Source organism: Jatrophihabitans telluris (assembly GCF_023516435.1).
GTDB lineage: Bacteria > Actinomycetota > Actinomycetes > Mycobacteriales > Jatrophihabitantaceae > Jatrophihabitans_A > Jatrophihabitans_A telluris.
This window is the reverse complement of the sequence record NZ_CP097332.1, coordinates 3587774-3608137: the sequence shown is the minus strand read 5'-3', so window position 1 is coordinate 3608137 and position 20364 is coordinate 3587774. Positions and strand designations below refer to the sequence as shown.

At 67.0% G+C, this 20364-nt stretch carries 16 protein-coding genes and 1 riboswitch; of the genes, 6 read left to right on the top strand and 10 right to left on the bottom strand.

Features of this window, described 5'->3' with window-relative positions; translation table 11 throughout:
• Window positions 1-39: 39 nt before the first annotated feature.
• Window positions 40-2091 carry a putative bifunctional diguanylate cyclase/phosphodiesterase gene (locus M6D93_RS16535; RefSeq protein ID WP_249770873.1) on the bottom strand — a complete coding sequence of 684 codons (2052 nt, stop codon included), beginning with the start codon at window positions 2089-2091 and terminating at the stop codon, window positions 40-42.
• A gap of 254 nt (window positions 2092-2345) precedes the next feature.
• On the opposite strand from M6D93_RS16535, the gene M6D93_RS16530 reads away from it, so the two are divergent.
• Window positions 2346-3482: a GuaB3 family IMP dehydrogenase-related protein gene (locus tag M6D93_RS16530; RefSeq protein WP_249770871.1), complete on the top strand. Its 1137-nt coding sequence runs from the start codon at window positions 2346-2348 to the stop codon at window positions 3480-3482.
• Window positions 3483-3690: 208 nt separating this feature from the next.
• Here M6D93_RS16530 and M6D93_RS16525 read toward each other — a convergent pair whose 3' ends face one another.
• On the bottom strand, window positions 3691-5139 hold the full coding sequence (locus M6D93_RS16525; protein ID WP_249770869.1) for a glycine hydroxymethyltransferase: 1449 nt from the start codon (window positions 5137-5139) through the stop codon (window positions 3691-3693).
• A gap of 35 nt (window positions 5140-5174) precedes the next feature.
• Window positions 5175-5259, bottom strand: a riboswitch (ZMP/ZTP riboswitch).
• A gap of 370 nt (window positions 5260-5629) precedes the next feature.
• Between M6D93_RS16525 and M6D93_RS16520 the strand changes: the two genes are divergently transcribed.
• The 3 genes from M6D93_RS16520 to M6D93_RS16510 are packed head-to-tail and all read left to right on the top strand — an operon-like array spanning window position 5630 to window position 8105.
• On the top strand, window positions 5630-6313 hold the full coding sequence (locus M6D93_RS16520) for an ATP-binding cassette domain-containing protein (protein ID WP_249770867.1): 684 nt from the start codon (window positions 5630-5632) through the stop codon (window positions 6311-6313).
• Window positions 6310-7536 carry a DUF7224 domain-containing protein gene (locus M6D93_RS16515; RefSeq protein ID WP_249770865.1) on the top strand — a complete coding sequence of 409 codons (1227 nt, stop codon included), beginning with the start codon at window positions 6310-6312 and terminating at the stop codon, window positions 7534-7536. Before M6D93_RS16520 ends, M6D93_RS16515 begins: the two co-directional genes overlap by 4 nt.
• Before the next feature lie 23 nt (window positions 7537-7559).
• Window positions 7560-8105 carry a hypothetical protein gene (locus M6D93_RS16510; RefSeq protein WP_249770863.1) on the top strand — a complete coding sequence of 182 codons (546 nt, stop codon included), beginning with the start codon at window positions 7560-7562 and terminating at the stop codon, window positions 8103-8105.
• 173 nt (window positions 8106-8278) lie between these two features.
• Here the strand turns inward: M6D93_RS16510 and M6D93_RS16505 are convergent, their stop codons facing one another.
• A complete protein-coding gene (locus M6D93_RS16505) occupies window positions 8279-9268 on the bottom strand; it encodes a magnesium transporter CorA family protein (protein ID WP_249770861.1) in 990 nt (329 codons plus the stop codon).
• Window positions 9269-9313: 45 nt separating this feature from the next.
• On the opposite strand from M6D93_RS16505, the gene M6D93_RS16500 reads away from it, so the two are divergent.
• Window positions 9314-10195: an SDR family NAD(P)-dependent oxidoreductase gene (locus tag M6D93_RS16500; protein WP_249770859.1), complete on the top strand. Its 882-nt coding sequence runs from the start codon at window positions 9314-9316 to the stop codon at window positions 10193-10195.
• Between the two features lie 12 nt (window positions 10196-10207).
• On the top strand, window positions 10208-11767 hold the full coding sequence (gene guaA / locus M6D93_RS16495) for a glutamine-hydrolyzing GMP synthase (RefSeq protein ID WP_249770857.1): 1560 nt from the start codon (window positions 10208-10210) through the stop codon (window positions 11765-11767).
• Between the two features lie 128 nt (window positions 11768-11895).
• Here guaA and M6D93_RS16490 read toward each other — a convergent pair whose 3' ends face one another.
• The 7 genes from M6D93_RS16490 to M6D93_RS16460 form a co-directional block, all read right to left on the bottom strand.
• On the bottom strand, window positions 11896-12228 hold the full coding sequence (locus M6D93_RS16490) for a DUF805 domain-containing protein (RefSeq protein ID WP_249770855.1): 333 nt from the start codon (window positions 12226-12228) through the stop codon (window positions 11896-11898).
• A 192-nt stretch (window positions 12229-12420) separates the two neighbouring features.
• On the bottom strand, window positions 12421-13644 hold the full coding sequence (locus M6D93_RS16485) for a glycoside hydrolase family 16 protein (protein WP_249770853.1): 1224 nt from the start codon (window positions 13642-13644) through the stop codon (window positions 12421-12423).
• Window positions 13645-13978: 334 nt separating this feature from the next.
• Complete coding sequence (locus M6D93_RS16480) at window positions 13979-14347, bottom strand: hypothetical protein (protein WP_249770851.1); 369 nt, start codon at window positions 14345-14347, stop codon at window positions 13979-13981.
• 191 nt (window positions 14348-14538) lie between these two features.
• Window positions 14539-15483, bottom strand: coding sequence for a beta-1,6-N-acetylglucosaminyltransferase (locus M6D93_RS16475; protein WP_249770849.1), 945 nt, complete (start codon window positions 15481-15483; stop codon window positions 14539-14541).
• An 18-nt stretch (window positions 15484-15501) separates the two neighbouring features.
• On the bottom strand, window positions 15502-17442 hold the full coding sequence (locus M6D93_RS16470; RefSeq protein ID WP_249770847.1) for a hypothetical protein: 1941 nt from the start codon (window positions 17440-17442) through the stop codon (window positions 15502-15504).
• Window positions 17443-17589: 147 nt separating this feature from the next.
• Window positions 17590-18879, bottom strand: a complete 1290-nt coding sequence (locus M6D93_RS16465) for a glycosyltransferase family 2 protein (RefSeq protein ID WP_249770845.1) — start codon at window positions 18877-18879, stop codon at window positions 17590-17592.
• A 130-nt stretch (window positions 18880-19009) separates the two neighbouring features.
• Window positions 19010-20032 carry a glycosyltransferase gene (locus M6D93_RS16460; RefSeq protein ID WP_249770843.1) on the bottom strand — a complete coding sequence of 341 codons (1023 nt, stop codon included), beginning with the start codon at window positions 20030-20032 and terminating at the stop codon, window positions 19010-19012.
• Window positions 20033-20364 lie beyond the last annotated feature (332 nt).

The following is a 20364-nucleotide window of genomic DNA, read 5'->3' as shown; positions in this document are numbered from 1 at the left end:
CCTCGAGACTGACAACCACGACGCGATTAACCATCAACGTTAGCTGGCGCGCTGGTTCTTCGTGATCGGCGAGACGGTGCTGCGCGGACTGGCCAGCCGCTCGTGCAGCCACGCGCCGGCCACGTCCGGAGTCATGGGGCGAGCGACGAACCAGCCCTGGCCGCCGTCACAGCCCAGGGCCCGCAGGGTGTTCCATTCCTGCTCGGTCTCGACGCCCTCGGCGATGGCGGGCAGCCCGAGAGCATGGGCGAGTTCGATGACGGCCTGCACGATTCCCGGTCCTCCGTCGGTGCCGACCAGGCCGGCAACGAAGGCACGGTCGATCTTGATCTCGTCCACCGGCAGGGACTGCAGCCGCAACAGGGAGGAGTAGCCCGTCCCGAAGTCGTCCAAGCTGACCGTGACGCCCATGGCGGAGAAGGCGGCCAGGGCTTCGTTGAGCTCCGCGGTCTCCTGCGCGACCACGCGCTCGGTGATCTCCAGCTGCAGCTGCGCGGCGGGCAGCGAGCGCGCCTGCAGACCGGAGCGCACCAGGTCGATCAACCGGGTGCCGGCCAGGTCGGTGACCGAGACGTTGACCGCGACCTGGACGATCAAGCCGCTCTCGCGCCAGGCCACCAGCTGGTCGAGGGCAACGGTGATGACTCGCTCGGTCAGCTGCGGCATGATGCCCGACCGCTCGGCGAGCGGGATGAACTCATCCGGCGCGACCGCGCCGCGAACCGGGTGATTCCATCGGATCAGGGCCTCGACGCCGAGCAGGGAGCCGTCCAGCATCGAGAGTTTGGGCTGGTAGACCAGGGTCAGCGAATCATCGGTGAGACCCTGGCGCAGCTCGCCCAGCAGACCGAGCCGGTCCGGGGAGTTGCGGTCCCGCGCCGGGGTGTAGTTGGCGATCCCGGAGCGGTTCGCCTTCGCGTCGTACATGGCCACGTCGGCCCGTCGCAGCAGGTCGTCGGCCCGGTCGCCGTGCTCGGGGTGAATTGCGATGCCGATCGAGGCCTCGATGTCGAAGAGCAGTCCCTCGAGCGAAATCGGGTCGGTCATGGCGCCCCGGACTCGTTCGGCGACCTCGTAGGCGGTCTCGGCGTCGGCGTCGTCGACGATGATCGCGAACTCGTCCCCGCCCAGGCGAGCGACCAGATCACCGTCGCGGACCGCGCCCGCCAGCCGTTCGGCGAAGTGGATCAGGACCTGATCGCCCACATGATGGCCGAGCGTGTCGTTGACCTCCTTGAAATGGTCGAGGTCGATCAGCATGAGGCCGAACGAGCTGCGCTCGCGGCGTGCCTTGGTCAGGGCGTCATCCAGGGTCGAGAGGAGGTTCTTGCGGTTGGGTAGATCGGTCAGCGGATCGTGCCCGGCCTGGTGCTCCTGGTCGAGCGAGACCTGCGCCGTTCGGTAGACCAACAGCAGCGGCACGAGGAGCAGCGGCAGCAACACCGACGCCTGCTGGGCCATGACGACCACCAGCGGGGACAGCGCGAGAACCGAGAAGGTCATGGCGCTGTAATGCCAGAAGTCGTCGAGGAACACCGCCGCGAACGAGTCGGTCCAGGCCAGCACTCCGGAGACCAGCACGTCGTTGGTCAGGAAGTACACGACCCAGACCGCGATCATCCAGAGCAGGTCACGTCCGGTGAAGTGGCTCAGCGGGTGCTCCAGCGACGGGGTCTTGCCCGCCGCCATCATGACCAGCCACCCGGCGGCGACGGAGACGTTGTACTGCCCGACGTTGAACAGGATCTTCCAGGGGGCTTTGCCGACGTTGATGTCCGAGACGAGGGCGGCGATGCTGACGACCAGGACGGCGGGCCAGATTCCCCAGAGGAAGAGCATGCCGGCCACGAAGGCGGTCGACATCACGACGCCTTGCGGATCGTGGCCGCGTCCCTGGACCAGGGGCAGCAACTCCAGCGCGACGAGCAGTACCGCAGTCATGAGCAAGGGGGTGCCGGCCGCGCGCAGGTTCGAGGTGAACACGACGACGACCGCACTCGCGAGCAGGATCCATCCCAGCACGATGGCCAGCTGGAGGAAGAACGCGAAGGCCGATGGCCGCCAGAAGGACGGACGGTTCGTGGCGGACACATTCACCTCGCTGACCTGGTGTCCAACCCCGGCTGCTTCGGGTCTGGCTGAGTAAGAACCATGTTAGTTATCTGTGAGGCCCACACGCCAGATCCAGAATGTTGCAAAACGAACACGATTTGGAGTTGATCGATCACTGCGTGTGACAACTATGGCATACGCGCGTGTCGACGACGTGGGGCGCCCGCCGCCCTGTTGGCGTGCCACCCGCACGGTCGCACGGGTCCGGTGACGGCAGATGTAAGACTGTGCGCATGCCTGAAACCGTTGAGATCGGACTCGGCCGTGAAGCCCGTCGTGGGTATCACCTCGATGAGGTCGCGCTGGTCCCCACCCGGCGCACCCGAGGCTCGACCGTGGTCTCCACGGCGTGGCAGATCGACGCCCACACCTTCGAGCTTCCCCTGGTCGCCGCGCCGTCCGACGCTGTCGTCTCGCCCAGCACCGCCGTTGAAATCGAACGCCTCGGCGGGCTGGCGGTGCTCAACGGCGAGGGTCTGTGGACCCGCTACGAGGACCCGACGGATGCCTTTGCCGAGATCGGAGATCCGGATGGGTGCTCGACCGCGCAGCTGCAGCAGATCTACTCCCGGCCCGTGTCCGACGAGCTGATCGCGCAGCGCATCTCGGAGCTTCGGGCCTCCGGCATCCGGGTTGCGGTCCGGTTGTCGCCGCAGCACACGGTGGCGTTGTCCCCGGCGGTGCTGAAGGCCGGCGCGGACATCCTGGTCATCCAGGGCACGATCATCTCGGCCGAGCACGTCGCCTCCGAACACGCCGCGGACGCAGCCCTCAACCTCAAGACGTTCATCGCCGACCTGGACATTCCGGTGGTCGTCGGCGGATGCACGAACTACCAGACCGCGCTGCACCTGATGCGCACCGGCGCCGCGGGCGTCATCGTGGGCTACGGCGCCCACTCCGGGTCCACGACGCACGCCGCGCTCGGCATCGAGGTCCCGATGGCCACCGCCATCGCCGACGCCGCCGCGGCGCGGCGGGCCTATCTCGACGAAACCGGTGGGCGCTACGTCCACCTCATCGCCTACGGAGATATGTCCACCGGCGGCGACATCGCCAAGGCCCTGGTCTGCGGAGCGGACGCCGTGATGCTGGGTGAGCCCCTCGCCGCCGCCGCGGAGGCGCCCGGAGCCGGTCACTACTGGGACGCCACCGCCTCACACCCCCGGTTGCCGCGCTCGGCCCTGATCGACCTCGGCTCGGAAGTCGAGGACCGATCCAGTCTCGAGGAAGTCCTGATCGGCCCGACCTCCGACGCCAGCGGGGAACGGAACCTGTTCGGAAGCGTCGCGAGAGTCATGGCCAAGTGCGGCTACTCCTCGGTGAAGGAGTTCCAGAAAGCTGAACTGATCGTCACGTCGCTGCGCTGAGGTCGCGGATCGGGACATGGCTGGGCTGACGTGGCTGGGCTGACGTGGCTGGGCTGACGTCGCGGATCGGGACCTGGCTGGGCTGAGGTCGCGCTCGCCACACTGTTGCCGGGCGCGTAGGTGCACGCTCGGTCCAGCCCGGAGGGCGCCGGTCAGCGCAGGGCCGCTTGAGCGAGGGTTGAGCGAGGGTTGAGCGCCGGCTGAGACGTCAGTTGAGGGTCAGCCCCGGGTAGAGCGGGTTGGCGTCCAGAATCTCGGCCGCGGCGGCGCGGGTCTTGGCCGCGACGTCCGAGGGCAGGTCGTACTTCGCCTTCGACACGCCTCCGCTGGATGCGGCCACCGGCGATGTCGCGGTGAGTACGTCCACGATCAGCTCCGCCGTCCGGTCGAACTCGTCCCTGCCGAAACCGCGCGCGGTCAGCGCCGGCGTGCCCAAACGGATCCCGGAGGTGTACCAGGCTCCGTTCGGGTCCTGGGGAACCGAGTTTCGGTTGGTCACGATGCCGGAGTCGACCAGCGCCGACTCGGCTTGGCGGCCCGTTATCCCGAAGGAGGAAACGTCCAACAGCACAAGGTGATTCTCGGTTCCACCCGTGACCAGGGTGCCGCCCCGCTTGCTGAGTCCCTCGGCGAGGGCGACCGCGTTGTCCGCGACGTTGTGTGCGTAGGTCTGGAACTGCGGAGTGCGAGCCTCGGCGAAAGCCACGGCCTTGGCGGCCATCACGTGGGACAAGGGGCCCCCGAGCACCATCGGACAACCCTTGTCGACGAACTCGGCGAACTCCGGCTGGGCCAGCACCGCGCCACCACGCGGGCCACGCAAGGACTTGTGGGTAGTCGTCGTCGTGATGTGGGCGAACGGGACCGGATTGAAGTCGCCGGTGAACACCTTGCCGGCGACCAGGCCCGCGAAGTGGGCCATGTCGACGATCAGGGTCGCGCCGACCTCATCGGCGATTTCTCGCATCGTGGCGAAGTTGACCTTGCGCGGGTAGGCGGAGTATCCCGCCATCAGAATGAGCGGCTTGAACTCCTTGGCCTTGGCCCGAACCGCGTCGTAGTCGATGAGGCCGGTTTCGGGGTCGGTGCCGTAGGAGGCGTGGGTGAACATCTTGCCGCTGATGTTGGGACGGAAACCGTGCGTGAGGTGGCCGCCGACGTCCAGCGACATGCCGAGCAGACGTTGATCCCCGAAGGCGCGACGCAGGGTCGTCCAGTCGTCCTCATTGAGATCGTTGACGTTCTTCACGCCGGCCTCGACCAGCGCCGGCGCCTCGATCCTGGCGGCCAGGACCGACCAGAACGCGACGAGGTTCGCGTCGATGCCCGAGTGCGGCTGGACGTAGGCGTACGGAGCGCCGAACAGTTCGCGGGCGTGTTCGGCCGCCAGCGCCTCGATGGTGTCGACGTTCTGGCATCCGGCGTAGAAACGGTGCCCGACGGTGCCCTCTGCGTACTTGTCGGAGAACCAGTTGCCCATTGTCAGCAGCACGGCCGGGGAGGCGTAGTTCTCACTGGCGATGAGCTTGAGCGAGGACCGCTGGTCGGCCAGCTCCTGGGTGATCGCGCCGGCCACGCGGGGTTCGACGGAACGGATCACGTCGAGGGCGTTCGTATAGGCGGCGGTGACGGCGGCGGAGTCGAAGGGCTGTGTCATCAGGCGCTCCCGGGCTGGGTCGGGTTCGGTCAGCGGTGGATCGCCCAGGCGCACGGCGGGGAACGCTAGACCGCTCCCCGGTGGTGAACCCACCTCGACGCGCCAGTCACGGCCCGCCGCTGAGCTTAGCGGATCACATCGGCATGCTGGCGGCGCGGTGATCGGGCGGGCATGCGGCTCCCGTGCGGCTTCCGTGCGGCTCCCGTGCGGCTCCCGTGCGGCCCCGCCCCGGTGCGGCCCCCGTGCGCCGCCCCTTTGCGCGAATGGGCAGTTTCGCAGCGAATGGGCACTTGCAACCGCCCACTCAGCGCGAAACTGCCCATTCGCGAAGACCGGACCACGCAAGATCTCAAATCCAGCTCAAATTACTGGCTGGCTGATGGCGGATACGACAGAGTGATCCTGGTTCGTGATGGTCGACTACTGAGGCGGACGTAGCACTGTGCTGGAGTTTGACGCTGTCTCGTATGCCTACCGTCGAGGCCGCGCCGTGCTTGACGATTTCAGTTGGAAGCTCTCGCCGGGACGCACGGTGTTGCTCGGCCCGAATGGTGCCGGCAAGTCGATGTTGCTCGCCCTCGCCTCCTCGCTGCTGAATCCGCAACGCGGCGTGGTGGATTTCTCTGACAACCAGGGGCGCCGGCCGGTGCGGCAGGCCCGGGGCGCGATCGCGTGGATGCCCCAGCAGGTCAGAGCCATTCCCGGTCTGCGCTGCCGAGAACAGGTCGCTTATCACGGCTGGTTGTCCGGCCTCGGTAAGCGTGTTGCATGGCAACGTGCCGAGGCCGAGCTCGACGCCGTCGGGCTGATCGACCGTGGCGATGACCGGGCGTCGACCCTGTCGGGCGGGCAGCTGCGGCGCCTTGGTCTGGCCCAAGCGCTGGTGGCCGAACCGTCCCTGCTCCTGCTGGACGAACCCACGGCGGGACTCGATCCCGTTCAGAAGTCACGCTTTCAGCAACTGGTCGCAGGGTTGGTGACAACAGATGTGCTCACGTCCACCCATGAGACAGCCGACCTTGCCGATACCTTCGATCGGGTAGCCGTCCTGCGCGGCGGACGCTTGCTCTTCGACGGCCCGACCGCGTCCTTCCTCGAGCTTGCCGGCCCGGGAGTCGACCGCCCTCGACGGGCAGAGTCCGCGTACGCGATGCTGGTCGGCGGGGACGAATGACGCCGACCGTCCGCTTGATCGCTCGGCAACCTGCGACCTGGCTGGCCGTCCCGCTGCTCGTCATCTGTTTCCTCCAAAGCGCCTCGGTCCGGGATCCGTCGACCACCTACCGCCTGGCGGAATGGGCCCAAGCGACCGAGCCGATCTTCATCCTTGCCCCGGTCTGCGCGGCGCTGTGTGCCTTCGAGGTCGGTAGATTGCGAACGGGCGGAGTGCTGGCCCTTCCAGCGGTCCGGCCACCGTTGCGGGTGGTGATCTGCGCCTGCTGGTGGACGGTCTCGCTGTCCGCGGCAGTTCTCCTCGTCCTCGGCTGGCTGCAGGCCGGCGCGCAGCTCCCGCCGCTGACGATTGCCTGGATGTGCCTGCTGGTCCTGGTTGCTCACTCGGCTATCGCGGCGGCCCTGGCGACTCGGGTCTCGCGCGCCGTCGCGGTGCCGTCCGCGCTCGTGGGCGGGTACCTGTGGCTGGCCCTACCGCCCTCGATCGAACCGTTCTGGATCCGGCATCTCACCGGCTCATGGGGACTGGGCTGCTGCTCGGTGGATGTGGCCGTTTCCTCCGTGGCTGTCGCCGGATTGACCGTCGTCAATACCGTGCTGTGCGGACTCGGCATGGCCGCGTGCCATCGAATCGCCCTACGGACGTTGATAGTTCCCGCAACAGTGCTGCTTCTCGTAGCGGGCTCCGCTGGGTACGCGCTGGTGCGCCGACTCGGTCCAGATCCGGTTGAGCCGCGACGCGGAGCGGTCAACTGCGCACCAGCCTCGATCTCGATCTGTGTGTGGCCGGAGAACCTGACAACTCTGCCGGCGTTGACCGCTGTGGTCGGCCAGGCCGCCCCGATCTGGTCGCGTCTCGGCGTTGTCTTGCCGGCCAGCCTTTCCGAGAGACGCGGTCCGCACACGTCCGTGTCGCCGTTCGGAGTATCGCCGAGGATGAGCCGCTCGGAACTTCTGGCGTCGGTCGCGCAAGCCCTGGTGCCTCCCGGTCCGAACTGCGGCTCCCGACCGTTCGAGTCAGCGGTTCTTCAGTCATACCTCTATCTGTGGTTGGTGGAAACGGCCGGCGTGCCAGGCGACGTGATCAGCCCCCTTCCGCAAGAACAGGCCGTCGTGGCGGCGATCATGTCCAGGACGGCAACGGTCCAGACGCACTGGTATCGCAGGCTCGTTCGAGCGCTCGATGAGTGCTCAACTCCACCCTCCGAGGTACTGGCCCCGTGATCTGGTGGATCAAATCGAGGGCCGTGGGGCGTCTGCTGGTGATGGCCGCGGCGTGTGGCGGGTGCGTGTCGCTATTCGGCGGCCTTCCGCTTCCACTGCCGATCGCTGGGATGGCGTCGCTGTCGCCGTTGACCGCGGCCCTGTTCCTTCCGCTCGTCATGAGCGTCGCGCTGGCCTGGGCCCTCGACCGAGCCAGCACGGACGCCGACCGCCGCGCGAGCAGGTCCCTGCCGATCGGCGAGGTTCTCCTGACGGTTGCCGTGGCCATGGTCTTCACGGCTACCGCGCTGTGCGGGCTGTTGGGCTCCCAGCCCGATGTCGCGGGCGCAATCCGCAACGGCCTCGGCGGGGTTGGCTGCGTTCTCCTCTCACGACGGATCGGGCCGCCCGATCTCGCCGCGATACCGGTCATCGCTTGGTCGCTGCTCGCCGCGATCTTCGGCAGGGCATCATCCGGTGCCAGACCCTGGGCATGGCCCGTGGCGGCGTCGGACCGGATCGACAGTTGGTGCCTAGCCGTCGTCCTCGCGGTCGTGGGCACCTGGATCACGGTGAGGCAGCCGCGTTAGTCGGTGCCCAGAGCCGGCTGCGCCCCCCCTCGTCTGCGCGAATGGGCAGTTTCGCAGCGAATGGGCATTTGTAACCGCCCACTCAGCGCGGAACTGCCCATTCGCGAAAAGCAGCAGGCGGCTGCTCGAACGAAGACACCGACGGATCGGCTCGCACAACCAACACCGAGGGGCTAGAGCCATTCCTTCTTTTTGAACAGGACGTAGAGGGAGACCACCAGGCCGACCATGATGGCTGAACTGGTGGCGAAACCCCAGTGCTGTCCGAACCCGGGATAGGGGACGTTCTGGCCGTAGAAGCCGGTCACCGCGGTCGGGATCGCGATGATGGCAGCCCAGGAGGTCAGCTTCTTCATGATCGTGTTGAGCCGCGCATCGGCCAGCGACAGGTTGGTCTCGAATACCGAACTGATCATGTCCCGCAGGGACTCGGTCCATTCCGACGCCCGCAGGACGTGGTCGTAGAGATCCTCGAAGTACGGACGCAGCGGCTCGGGCATGACGCTGTCCCGCCGCACCATCGTGTTGAGCACCTCGCGCATCGGCAGGATCACCCGTCGGGCCTGCACCAGGGCCTTCCGAAGGGCAAACGTCCGACGTTGCAGGTGATTCTTCTGCGCCGCGTTGGGGGAGTCGTCGAACAACACGTCCTCCAACGCTTCGATCTCGTCGTCGAGAGACTGGATCACATCGAAGTGGCCGTCGACCAGATAGTCCAGCAGGTGATAGGCCAGCGTCTTCGAACCGAGCTTGATCAGCTCGCTGTCCTGGTCCCAGCGCCGCAGGACCGCGTCGATGTCGAACCAGTCCTCGGTGTGCACGCTGACCATCGCGTGGGGCAGCACGAAAGCCGACACCTGGGTCTGTTTCAGCTCGGAAGTCTCGTGGTCCAGCTCCAGCGCGTACGCCGACAGGAAGGTGTGGCTGTCGTAGTGCGAGGCCTTGGGACGCTCGCGGTGCGCGATGGCGTCCTCCACCGCGAGGGGATCGAGGCTCAGCTCCTCGGCCAGCCCGTTGAGGACCTCGGCGTCGGGGGAGCGAAGGCCGATCCAGACGAGGCAGTCGTCCTGACATACATAGTCGGAGATGTCGGCGAAGGGAAAGTCCTCCTTCTCCAGGACGCCGCTACGCCACAACCGAGTTCGAACTCCGGTGATCGTCACCGCTCCAGTGTGCACGCGGTCCCGGCACCGCTTAGCGTGGCGTACATGTCTGTCACCGCGGTTGTCACCGGCTCAAGCTCCGGGATCGGTCTGTTCACCGCCGTCGAGCTCGCCCGTTCCGGTCACCGCGTCGTCCTCGCCTGCCGCGATCAGGACAGGGCTTCCCGTGCACGAGACCGGGTCCGGGCCCTCGTGCCCGGGGCCGCGGTCGAGGCGCGTCCGCTGGAACTGGGGTCCCTCGACTCGATCCGGGCTTTCGCCGACTCGTGGGACGGCCCGCTGGATCTGCTGGTGAACAACGCCGGAGTGATGGCGCCCCGGCGGTGGCGGGCGACCAGCGACGGCTTCGAGCTGCAGTTCGGTGTCAACCACCTCGGCCACTTCGCCCTGACCGGACTGCTCCTGCCGGCGTTGCTGGCCGCGCCGGCCCCGCGGGTGGTGACGGTATCCTCGCTCGCCCATCGCAGCGGAACCGCCGGGGTGCTGTTCGGAAACCCTGAATCGTCCTATCGCCCACAGCAGGCGTACTCCGAATCGAAGCTGGCCAACCTGCTCTTCGCCCTGGAACTGCAGCGACGGGCCGACGAGGCCGGCAGCGTGCTCACCTCGACCGCCGCGCACCCGGGGATCTCGGCCACGAACCTGTTCCTCACCGACGAGGGACTCGGCGCCAATCCGGTCATCAAGGGACTGGGTCGGGTCTTCGGACGAGTCGTCCTCCAGTCCGCCGCGGCGGGGGCACGACCGAGCCTGCTGGCCGCGACCACGGCTGCCGCCGGCAGCTACTCCGGTCCACGCTGGGGTGAGGTGCGCGGTCCGGCCGGTGCGGCCCAGCCCAGCGCGACCGCCCGCGACGAGGGGCTGGCTGATCAGTTGTGGGATCTCAGCACCGAGCTCACCGGCGTCAAGTACGAGTGGACGACCTGAGAGAATGAGCCGGTGCAGACCGACACCGTTCTCGTCGTTGACTATGGGGCGCAGTACGCGCAGTTGATCGCCCGGCGCGTGCGGGAGGCCAACGTCTATTCCGAGATCGTCCCGTCGTCGATGCCGGTGGCGGTGATGATGGCCAAGAATCCGAAGGCGATCATCCTGTCCGGTGGTCCGTCCTCGGTCTACGCCGATGGCGCGCCGACCACAGACCCGGCGCTGTTCTCCTCCGGCGTGCCCACATTCGGTATCTGCTACGGCTTCCAGGCCATGACCCAGGCGCTCGGGGGCGAGGTCGCGCACACGGGCGGCTCGGAGTTCGGCCGGACCACGCTGTCGGTCGGCGGCGCCGGGACGTTGTTCGCCGGTATGCCGGAAACCCAGCAGGTGTGGATGTCCCACGGCGACGCGGTGACCCGGGCCCCCGACGGGTTCGCGGTGACCGCCTCCACCGCCGGTACCCCGGTCGCCGCCTTCGAGGACACCGGTCGGCGGTTGGCCGGTGTGCAGTTCCATCCGGAGGTGCTGCACACCGAGCACGGTCAGCAGCTGCTGCAGAACTTCCTCTACGACATCGCGGGGCTCACGCCGGACTGGACCGACGCCAACATCATCTCCGAGCAGGTCGAGCTCATCCGCAAGCAGGTCGGCGACGCCAAGGTCATCTGCGGGCTGTCCGGCGGGGTGGACTCGGCGGTCGCGGCCGCGCTGGTGCAGCGTGCGATCGGCGACCAACTGAGCTGTGTCTTCGTCGACCACGGCCTGTTGCGGTCCGGCGAGGCCGAGCAGGTCGAGCAGGACTTCGTGGCGGCGACGGGGGTGTCCCTCACGATCGTCGACGCCCGCGGGCAGTTCCTCGACGCGCTGGCCGGCGTGACCGATCCCGAACTGAAGCGCAAGATCATCGGCCGGGAGTTCATCCGGTCCTTCGAGCAGGCCGAACGCGAACTGGTCGAGGCCGAGAAATCCGGCCCGGGTTACCGGTTCCTGGTGCAGGGCACGCTCTACCCCGATGTGGTCGAGTCCGGCGGGGGGACCGGCACCGCCAACATCAAGAGCCATCACAATGTCGGTGGTCTGCCCGACGATCTGCAGTTCGAGCTGATCGAGCCGTTGCGCACCCTGTTCAAGGACGAGGTTCGCCGGGTCGGTCTGGAGCTGGGGCTGCCCGAGGAGATCGTGTGGCGCCAGCCCTTCCCCGGTCCGGGCCTGGGTATTCGGATCGTCGGCGCCGTCGATGCCGATCGGCTGGACGTGCTGCGGCGTGCCGACGCGATCGCCCGTGCCGAGCTGTCGGCCGCCGGGCTTGACCGCGACATCTGGCAGTGCCCGGTGGTGCTGCTGGCCGATGTCCGTTCGGTCGGTGTGCAAGGCGACGGCCGGACGTACGGGCACCCGATCGTGTTGCGGCCGGTGTCCTCGGAGGACGCCATGACCGCGGACTGGACACGAGTTCCGTACGAGGTGCTGGAAAAGATCTCGACCCGCATCACGAACGAGGTGCGTGAGGTCAACCGGGTCGTGCTCGATGTGACGAGCAAGCCTCCGGGCACCATCGAGTGGGAGTAGCAGCCCTACCGCACGACGTCGGTGACCGGGCCGACCGGTAGACGAAGCCCCACGGCCAGCGTTTGCTGGCGCACTTCAGATCTTGTTCATCGGTCAGGGTTCGCCTCTCGGCCGGTCAGGGCCGCGGTTCAGCCTGGCGTGCCCGGCCCGGAGCCGTACCCATAGCCGTAGCCACCGGCACCGTAGGGCGGATGACCCTGTGCGTTCGGCGGATAGCCCCGAACCTGCTGGCGAAGATAGGCGAGTTCGCGCTGGATCGGCCATTCCTTGAACGCGAACAGCAGCATCATGATTACGTTGAGCAGTGGGACCAGGCCGGCCAGAATCCACCAGCCGCTGTAGCCGGCCCGTCGGATGATCCGCACGTACGCCCAGATCAGGACGACCACGACGGCCACGTAGATCGCGAGCAGCGCGATCACCAGCGTGATCGCGCCTGAGTGGTTCGAGTTCGAGCCCACGGGCCACCCTTTCGGTTCGCTGCTGGGCCGATCGAAGTCCGACCGATCGCCATCAGCGGCGACTGTAGATGATCATCACGATGATTGTCTGCACCACGGCAAACATTCGGAATCACCGGTGTCTACAGACGCAAATCGGCCCACCGTCGCAGGCGCGGACGGTGGGCCGATAGACGTTCTGCTGTCGGTGGATCAGACGCGGCTGTAAATGGTGACCCAGTCGATCTGCAGGTGCCCGGCCACGGTGTTCGCCGGAGCCGCCGCGTTGTTGACCCGGGTCTCGGCCTGCAGCACCCAGTGCATCTTGGTGCTCGGGATGCCGCTGGTCGTCGTACCGAGCTTGGCGCCATCGAGGTAGTACGTCAGGTTGTTCGGCGACCACTCGATCGTGGCGGTGTGCCAGCCGTTACCCGAAGCGGGGATGTTCGTCTTGAAGCCCGTGGTGCCGGTGGTCAGATTGGTACGTCCGGCCTGGTAGCGGTTGGCGTACATGTACTCGTTGCTGGTCAGGGCGTTGACCTCGGGGAAGTCGACCTCGCCCTCCACCCACTTGTCCGAGTCGGGCCAGAGCATGAAGGCCAGCTTGTAACCGGGCAGGTTGTCGGCCCGGAAGCGAACCGAGTACCGGCCGTAGGTCTGTCCCCACTTGGTCGCGGGGACCTTGGCCACGAGCGAGTTGACGTAGTGGGTGCTGCCCTCGGTGTGGAGGTAGTAGTCGAGCAGGCCACCACTCGTGGACACAACCTTGGTCGGGTTGTAGACACCGTGCTTCGACGTGTCGGGGAAGCCTGAGTACGGGTAGAACTCGTTCTTGTAGGAGCTGGTCGGGAAGCCGCCCAGCGCGACCGTGTTGGTGAAGTCCTCGGCCAGAACCTGCTTCCAGCCGGACAAGTCACCGACCGGCATGGCCTGGCCGGAAGGACTCGACGGAGCGGCGGGCGCGGGTGCGGTCGCCGCTGCCGGCGCGACCGTGAACGTGTTGGTCGCCCCCGCGGGGACCCACGACGAGTTGACCTCGACGCAGGCGAAGTACGTGTAAGTACCGACTGCGAATGTCTTCGTGCCCGACACCGTGTACCCGGTCGTCGGAACGGCGACGTTGGTGGCCTTCGGATAGTCCAGGTTCGCCCCGGTCGAGCTACGGACGCAGATACCGAACACCTGCACCTGCGTCGTCGTGCTCGTGGCCGCGATCGTCGCCGTCGCCGTCACGGCCGAGCCTGAGACCGACGCATCCAGCTTGAGCAGGGTGAACTGGGCGGCGGCTGACACCGGGGCGCCGGTGATCAGCAGTCCGGCCGTCGCCACCGTCGCGGCGAGCGCCACACCAGCCGCGGTCGTGAACGCTGCGCGGAAGCGCCGGCTGGTTGCGGACCGGCGTGGGCGCGCGTCGACAGAATCGAGGGAACTGCTCATGGCGGAGGCCTTCTGATTGTTGGCACACGATGTTTGTTGGCACACGATGTTTGTTGGCACACGATGTTGCTGGCACACGATGTCGCTGGACGAAGCGCCGCGGAGTCGGACTGGCACGAACCCGTTGACCCCGGTGTCGGCATTGGGGAGAAGTAGACCATCTCCGTGTTTCGGCGGGCAAAACTGCGGAGCGACCGACCAGGCATGGCGGGCCGATTTCGGAGAGTAACCAGATTCTGTCGCTTTGATTACGGGGAGTTCAGTTATGTGAAAAAGATTTTGTGGCCTTGGTCACATACAGGTGTACGCGTCCAGTGGCACTGCCTGCGCCGATTCAGGCAGGCTCAACCGCCTGCGCGCCGAAGCTGGGGCGGGGAACCAATACGGCCACACAACTGAGGGCGAGGACGACGATCGCGACCGGGCGTGGGTGCCAGGCGTGCGCCCACACCAAGGCGACGGCGACGATTGCCTGGACGGCCAGCCCGGCCGCCGCTATGACGGCTATGCGCGCGAGCGGGTCCACAATCGGACTTGCCATGGTGGCGGCGTAGCCAGGAACGGCCACGGCGATGACGAAGATCAACAGTCCGGTCGCCACGGCCGAGGTGTTGAGAAGGATGAGCGCGATGCCCACGACCCCGGCGAGGCAGAACCCGAGGTCTAGTCGGTCTGGTCGGCCTACTCGGCGAGCCAGCGTCACGTGCGACACCCCAGTTCTGTCGTCCTACAGCGCGGATTCGCGCACTGTCTGCAAGCGTGCGCCCACTTTTCCGACCCGGATGTGGTGGCGGCGGTCGCCGAGTTGCATGCCCGAAGACGAGCCTACGGCACCGCCCAGTGCTGTCTGTCTGCGCCGCCAAGCGGTCTGCGTGTTCGCGGATGTTTACGCGATTACCACAGAAGTGTCTGCACCGCGTCAAGCAATTCGGGGCCGCTTTGCGAGCTGAATTTGCGACCGAACAACGGCGTTCCGCCGTTGGGTAGCGAGCTCTCCGGCACGTTCGCCGCGGCCGTGAGCCGGGCCTTGAGGGGCGCCACGTCGTCGGCGGTGTACCACCCGGGGTGCTGGACCACGACGCCCTGGGGCCAGTTGGCGAGCGAGAACGAGTGAGCGCAGGGTGCCAGCGCCGCCTCGCCCCAGAGGCGATGGGAGGCCAGCACCGACGGGATGAACGTCTCCTCGGGGGTGAAAGTGGACCGTCCGAACTTCGTCAGGTCGGGACGGCTCTCGAGACAATCGAGCAGCCGGATCGCATCGGAGCGCGACAGCACTTTCCACTGCATCGAGGCCCGAGGCTCAAGGTCGGGATGTATAGAGCGCCTGATCGGATTGAAGATCGGCTTGGATGCGATCCAGAGAATGTGATCTGCGCGCGTGGCAAAGCGGTGACGCATCCGCCACAAGCCGCCGTCTCGAAACCCTGGGACGTCCCAGGCGGGAAACGGCATCGGGTAATTCCAGATCCATGACCGCCCGGCGAACGGTGCGAAGACCTCCGCGAGCCGGGACGGATCGGTCAGGGGGTAGTCCGAGCCCGACATTACGAGGATGTGCTCGGCGTCGGTACGGTCCAGGGCCAGGCGTACACCGGCCAGTTCGGCTTCCACGAGCGACCAGCTGGCGAGCCGGGCATCGCGCCGAGGCGCCAGGATCACCCGCTGCGGCAGGTCGTGAGTCATCTCGGTGAACACGTCGTCCGGCGTCTTGCTGTCGACGTGCAACACGATCGGTTGGGACGCGCATGCCGCGATCAGCCGGCGAACGTGCACCGGGTCGTTGTGGGCGAGTATGACGAGCGCGGGTTCGACCGGGCTCGTCCCGAGCGGGTTGGCCATGTTTCTTTGTGTGAAGTCTCAGTTCGTCGATATCTCGAAAATGCGGGTTCCGTCTCGATCGTAGACCTTCCGGGCTTGGGCACTCGTCGTGAGACCCTGCTCGACCGAGGCAAGTTCGCCGGTCTCGAACAGGCCGTGCTCATCGGCGAAGCGCTGCTGGATACGTGAGAAGACCACGTAGGCCGACTTGCCCTTGCCGTTTCCGATCAGCTTGATCGTGGCCAGCACGTCGGCGGTGTTCAGCGTGCCGAGGAAGTGGAACTTGTTGCCCGACAGCGACCCGTTGGTGTTGACGATGTAGTCGTAGTGCGGGCCCAGGATCGCCGGGAAGTTCGGCGCGGCCGTCAGCACCACGTCGCTGGGTTGGACACGGCTGTCCAACCAGTGCGCGGCCGTCACATCGGCCGGCGAGATCTGGTCGTCCCGCTCCGGTTGCAAGCTCGTCGGCACGGAGATCGCGGCCACCACCACCAGGACCAAGGCCACAACGGCCCGGTTGCGGCCGCTGGGAAGGTGATCCGTCCACGGCCGAGCCCGAACCGCGGTCGGTGCGGCAGCCTCGGCGGTGTCCCCGCCGGACCCACTCTCGTACGAGGCCGCCTGATCGGTGCGGGCGAAACGACTAGGCCAGAGCAGCCAGGACGCGGCCACCGACAACCACGGCAGCGCGAACAGCACAATCCGGAGCCGGCCTTCGCCGCCGTAGGACTGGCTGAACAGCGACACGGTCGGTGCGAAGCTGAGCCAGGCGACCATCACGGCGGTCCGGACATCACCACTGCGGGCGCGGCGGATCAGGCCCCCGAGGGCCAGCAGATACGCGATCGCGGTGAGCACTCTGGTGCCCATCGCCTGCCAGTGCGCGGCCGAAACGGGGCGAGCCCGCGTCACGGTGTACGTCGCGTTGGCGACCGGGTCGTAGCCGCTGAACAGCCCGAAGTGCTGCTCGATGTAGGAGTAGTTCGGGATGAGATACAGCACCGGGATGACGGCGACCACGACGCCCAGCCACAACGGGCGCAGGTACCCGACGACGAACAGCGGGATCAGACCGGCCACCAGCAGGTAGGGGGTGAGTTGGTGGCTGACGCTGATGACGACCTGCAGCACGATGATGGCCACGATGGCGGCGACCTTCGAACGGCCGTTGGCGCGACGGTGACGCCGGGATTCCTCGCGTGTGGGGACGGCGTAGGCCGGTGCGTCCGGACTGCGGCGCACCAGCCGGGCCACGACCCGTTCGACCGCACCACCGACACCGCGCGGGTCCCGGCGCAGATACGTCAGCGCGAGCAGACAGACGACGAGGTAGAGGGTGAAACCGAAGGCCTGGGGCGAGAAGTAGTTCTGCCCGATCCAGTCCAGCAGGCTGAAGAGCAACGCGGCCGTCCAGCACACGCGTGGGCTCTGGGACAGGCTGCGCGCGATGGCGAAGACCAGGAACGCCCACGCGAGCGCGAAGCCGGCCTCGGTCCAGGCGACGTAACTGATGGGGTCGCTGATCCCGGTGATCCGGCCGAAGTAGGCCGCCAGGGAGAAGAAGCCCGGCCAACGGTTGTAGATGTCGATCTTGGGATTGACGCTGCCGTGCAACTCGATGTACCGCGTGACCGCGATGTGCTTGTAGACCCAGGGCAGCCGCGGAACAGGTTCGATCTTGGCCGACGTGGCGTACAAAATGGCCATCAATACCAAGAACGCCGAACCGACCCGCCAGCCCACCACCCGAGGCAGACAGATCGAGCCGGCGCACAGCGCCAGGGCGAGCGCAAGGGCGATGTACCAGACCACGGGAAGGGCCGACAGCAGGCCCGTCTCGCCGAGGGTGTCGACATGGGTGCGGCTGAGCGCCCAGACCCACAGTGCGACAGCAAGCAGGAGCACGACGCCGAAGACGTAGCTGCTGGTGCGCTCGGCACCTGCGCTACGTCCGGCGCGTGGAACCGTCCCGGCGCTCAACGTAGCCGAACCTGAACGGTCAACGTGACGGAATAGCGCAAAGCTGGTCTCCCCGTGGCTCGACTTCGCGTTCTGGTTCCGCACAGTCTAACTGCAACGTCACACCCGTCCCTGCGTGCGTCTGGGCCGTAGCCGGCCGTCGACGGCCTAGGCGGGGTGTCGGTGTAACCGGCGCCGCGCCCTCGCATACAAGTAGGGGCCGGCCAGATAGCCGGTCAACTCCCGGCGCATGGCGCCCTTCGGTGCGGCGGCGGTGTCCAGCCGGTCGTCGGTCGCCCGCTTGATCTTCGCCATCCTGGCCAGACCTTTGGGAACCCTGCGCAGAATGTCGTTGCGGGTCTCACGGACCGACAGCATCTTGGCCAGGTATGCCGTGAGCCCTGTGCCGTACCCGTACATCTGCTGAACCAATGCGGCCTCGTCGGCTCGGTGGTGATGCCACACGACGGCGCTCGGGTCGTACCGGATGGCGTAGCCGGCCCGCAGAACGCGCACGAAGATGTCGAGGTCCTCGCCGCCTCGGGTGAGGGTGCCGGCCCCGAGCGCCTCGTCGAAACCACCCATGTCGACCAGCACCGCCCGGTCGAAGGCGAAGTTCGCGCCGGTGCCGAAAATGCCCGCCGAATAGGGGTAAAGGGCATCGTCGAGCGCATGCCGGTCCAGGTCGTAGGTGACCGGCTCGGTCCGGGTCGACCAGGACGCCGTGCGCGCATCGAAGTAGATCTCCGCGGACGTGGTCAGCGCCGCCGTACACACCAGGCCGGTGACGCAGGCGACTTTTTCCCCGTCGCCGAAGGCGGCCACCAGCTGGGTGATCCAGTCGGCGTCGACGGACACGTCGTCGTCGGTGTAGGCGATGTACTCGCCTCTCGCCTCGCGCAGGCCGCGATTGCGGGCGCAGGACAGTCCGGGGCGGGGCTCGGTGGCGTATCGGATCCGGGGATCCAGCGCGCTCGCCTCGTCGACGTAACGCCGGGTCGAATCATCCGTCGGCGCATTGTCGACGACGATGATGTCGAGGTTGCGGTAGGTCAGCTCACGAAGGTCATTCAGGCACGCGACGAGCTGCTCGCCGCGGTTTCGCGTGCAGACGACCAACGACACTCGCGGGCCCGCGGCCTCGCCGGAGGACTCCGCCTGTGTCGGCGAATCGACCACTTGGGCGCCTTCGTCCGCCGCGACCGTCAGCGCGGCCGCCGGAAAGGCACGCCGGGCGGCCTCGGCCAGATCGTGGGCCGTGACCTGGGCCGGCGGCCGGCCGATGGTGACGTAACCCAGGGTGCGCCCGCGCAGGCGGACCAGGGCGCGGACCGAGGCATGGCTGGGTTCCGGGGCCGTCCGTGACCGCACCGTCTCGGTGCCGAGATCGAGTTCAGGACACCAGATGCCGGCTGGAACTGTCGTGCCACCATCACTGGCCTCGGTGGGCAACTTCACGAATCGGCCCCGATCACGTCTACGGAGTGTGACAACCCCTGACTTGCAAAGGAAAACCAGATCGAACAGCGTCGACCCGGGGATCAAGCGCCGCCAGCGTACCTGCTCGGGCAGCGCGGATTGTTTCGGCTCAGGAATGTCCTTGCAGCAGGCGCTCGTAGAACGCGGCGGTCTCCGCCGCCATCGTCGTCCAATCGTAGGAGGACAGATCGGGCCGGGCTTCGGGATCGGCGGCCAGCTCGGTGCTGTGCTCCACGAATCGGGTGAGCGCGCCGGTGTCCAGTTCGCCGTCGTAGCGCACGACCCAGCGCGAGCCGACCGATTCGGCGATCTCGTCGAAGGTGGGGGTGCGCGGCACGAGCACCGGGCGGTTCATCGCCAGTGAGAGGAAGACCGACCCGCTGTTCAGCCCGGCGGCGAAAGGGAGAACCGTGCCCAGAGCACCGAAGAACCAAGCCGATACGTCGTCGTCGCCCACCCTCGACAGACTGAGGGTGACGCGTGCGTCGTGGGAGGCCAGCTCGCTCAGTTGCTCGACCAGGTCGTTCTCGACTGCTTCGCCGACCACGCAGAGCCGCACTGCGGCCGTGGGTATCTCGGCGAACACGCGCAACAGTCGCGCCACACCTTTGTAACGTCGGATCTGGCCGAAGAACAGCAGGTAGGGCACGCCAGGATCCAGGCCGCGCTCGGCTCGAGCCGCTTCGACCGTTCCGAGCCACGGTGGATAGTCCGCGGCGTAGGCACCGTGCGCGATCACGGCGTGGGGCTTACGTCGCAACGCGGGGAAGGCATTCCCGATGGCTGCCGCGCCGGCCCGGGACAAGCTGATGTGCGCCGTGACCAGCCGGGTGAAGCAGGCCCAGAACAGCGCCTCCAGCCGCGGACGTCTAGACGAGTGCGGGCGCAGGTTGTGGACGGTCCACACAACCGGTCGGTGTCGCAGTCGACAGATCACACTTGCGCCCAGACACTTCGCCATGCCCCGAAGCGCGTGGCCCAGGCCTTCGTCACTGATCAACAGATCCGGCCACTGGAAGTGGAGCAGGTCAGCGTGCAGAAGCGAGTGGCGGCGAACCTTGATGACGTCGAACCCCCGCACCTCGAGGCCGTCGACCAATTGCTTGAGGTAGGGATTGTTGGTGCTGTCCACATCCGGCGACATTGCAATGCGGCGCCGGCTGGCTGAAGGTGAGGACATGTCAGGCTGCCGAAGGTCTCCGGTCAGCGATCGCAGGCATGATGCGGATCTTCATCGGCACACCCCACTCTCAACGTCCGATTTCGACACAAACCTTAGCGAAGGTGGCGGCCTGTCCCCAATCCTCACCGATGGCGCACCGTGACGGTGAGCTGGAGCCGCGCCGAATTTGCCCTGTGAACCTGGGCTCGGGCACGATGGCAGCCAGACAGCGAAGCAGCCAGACAGCGAACGGCCGGCGGCCCGAGCACACACCTGCCGGATCGTCTGGCGAGACTGTGAAG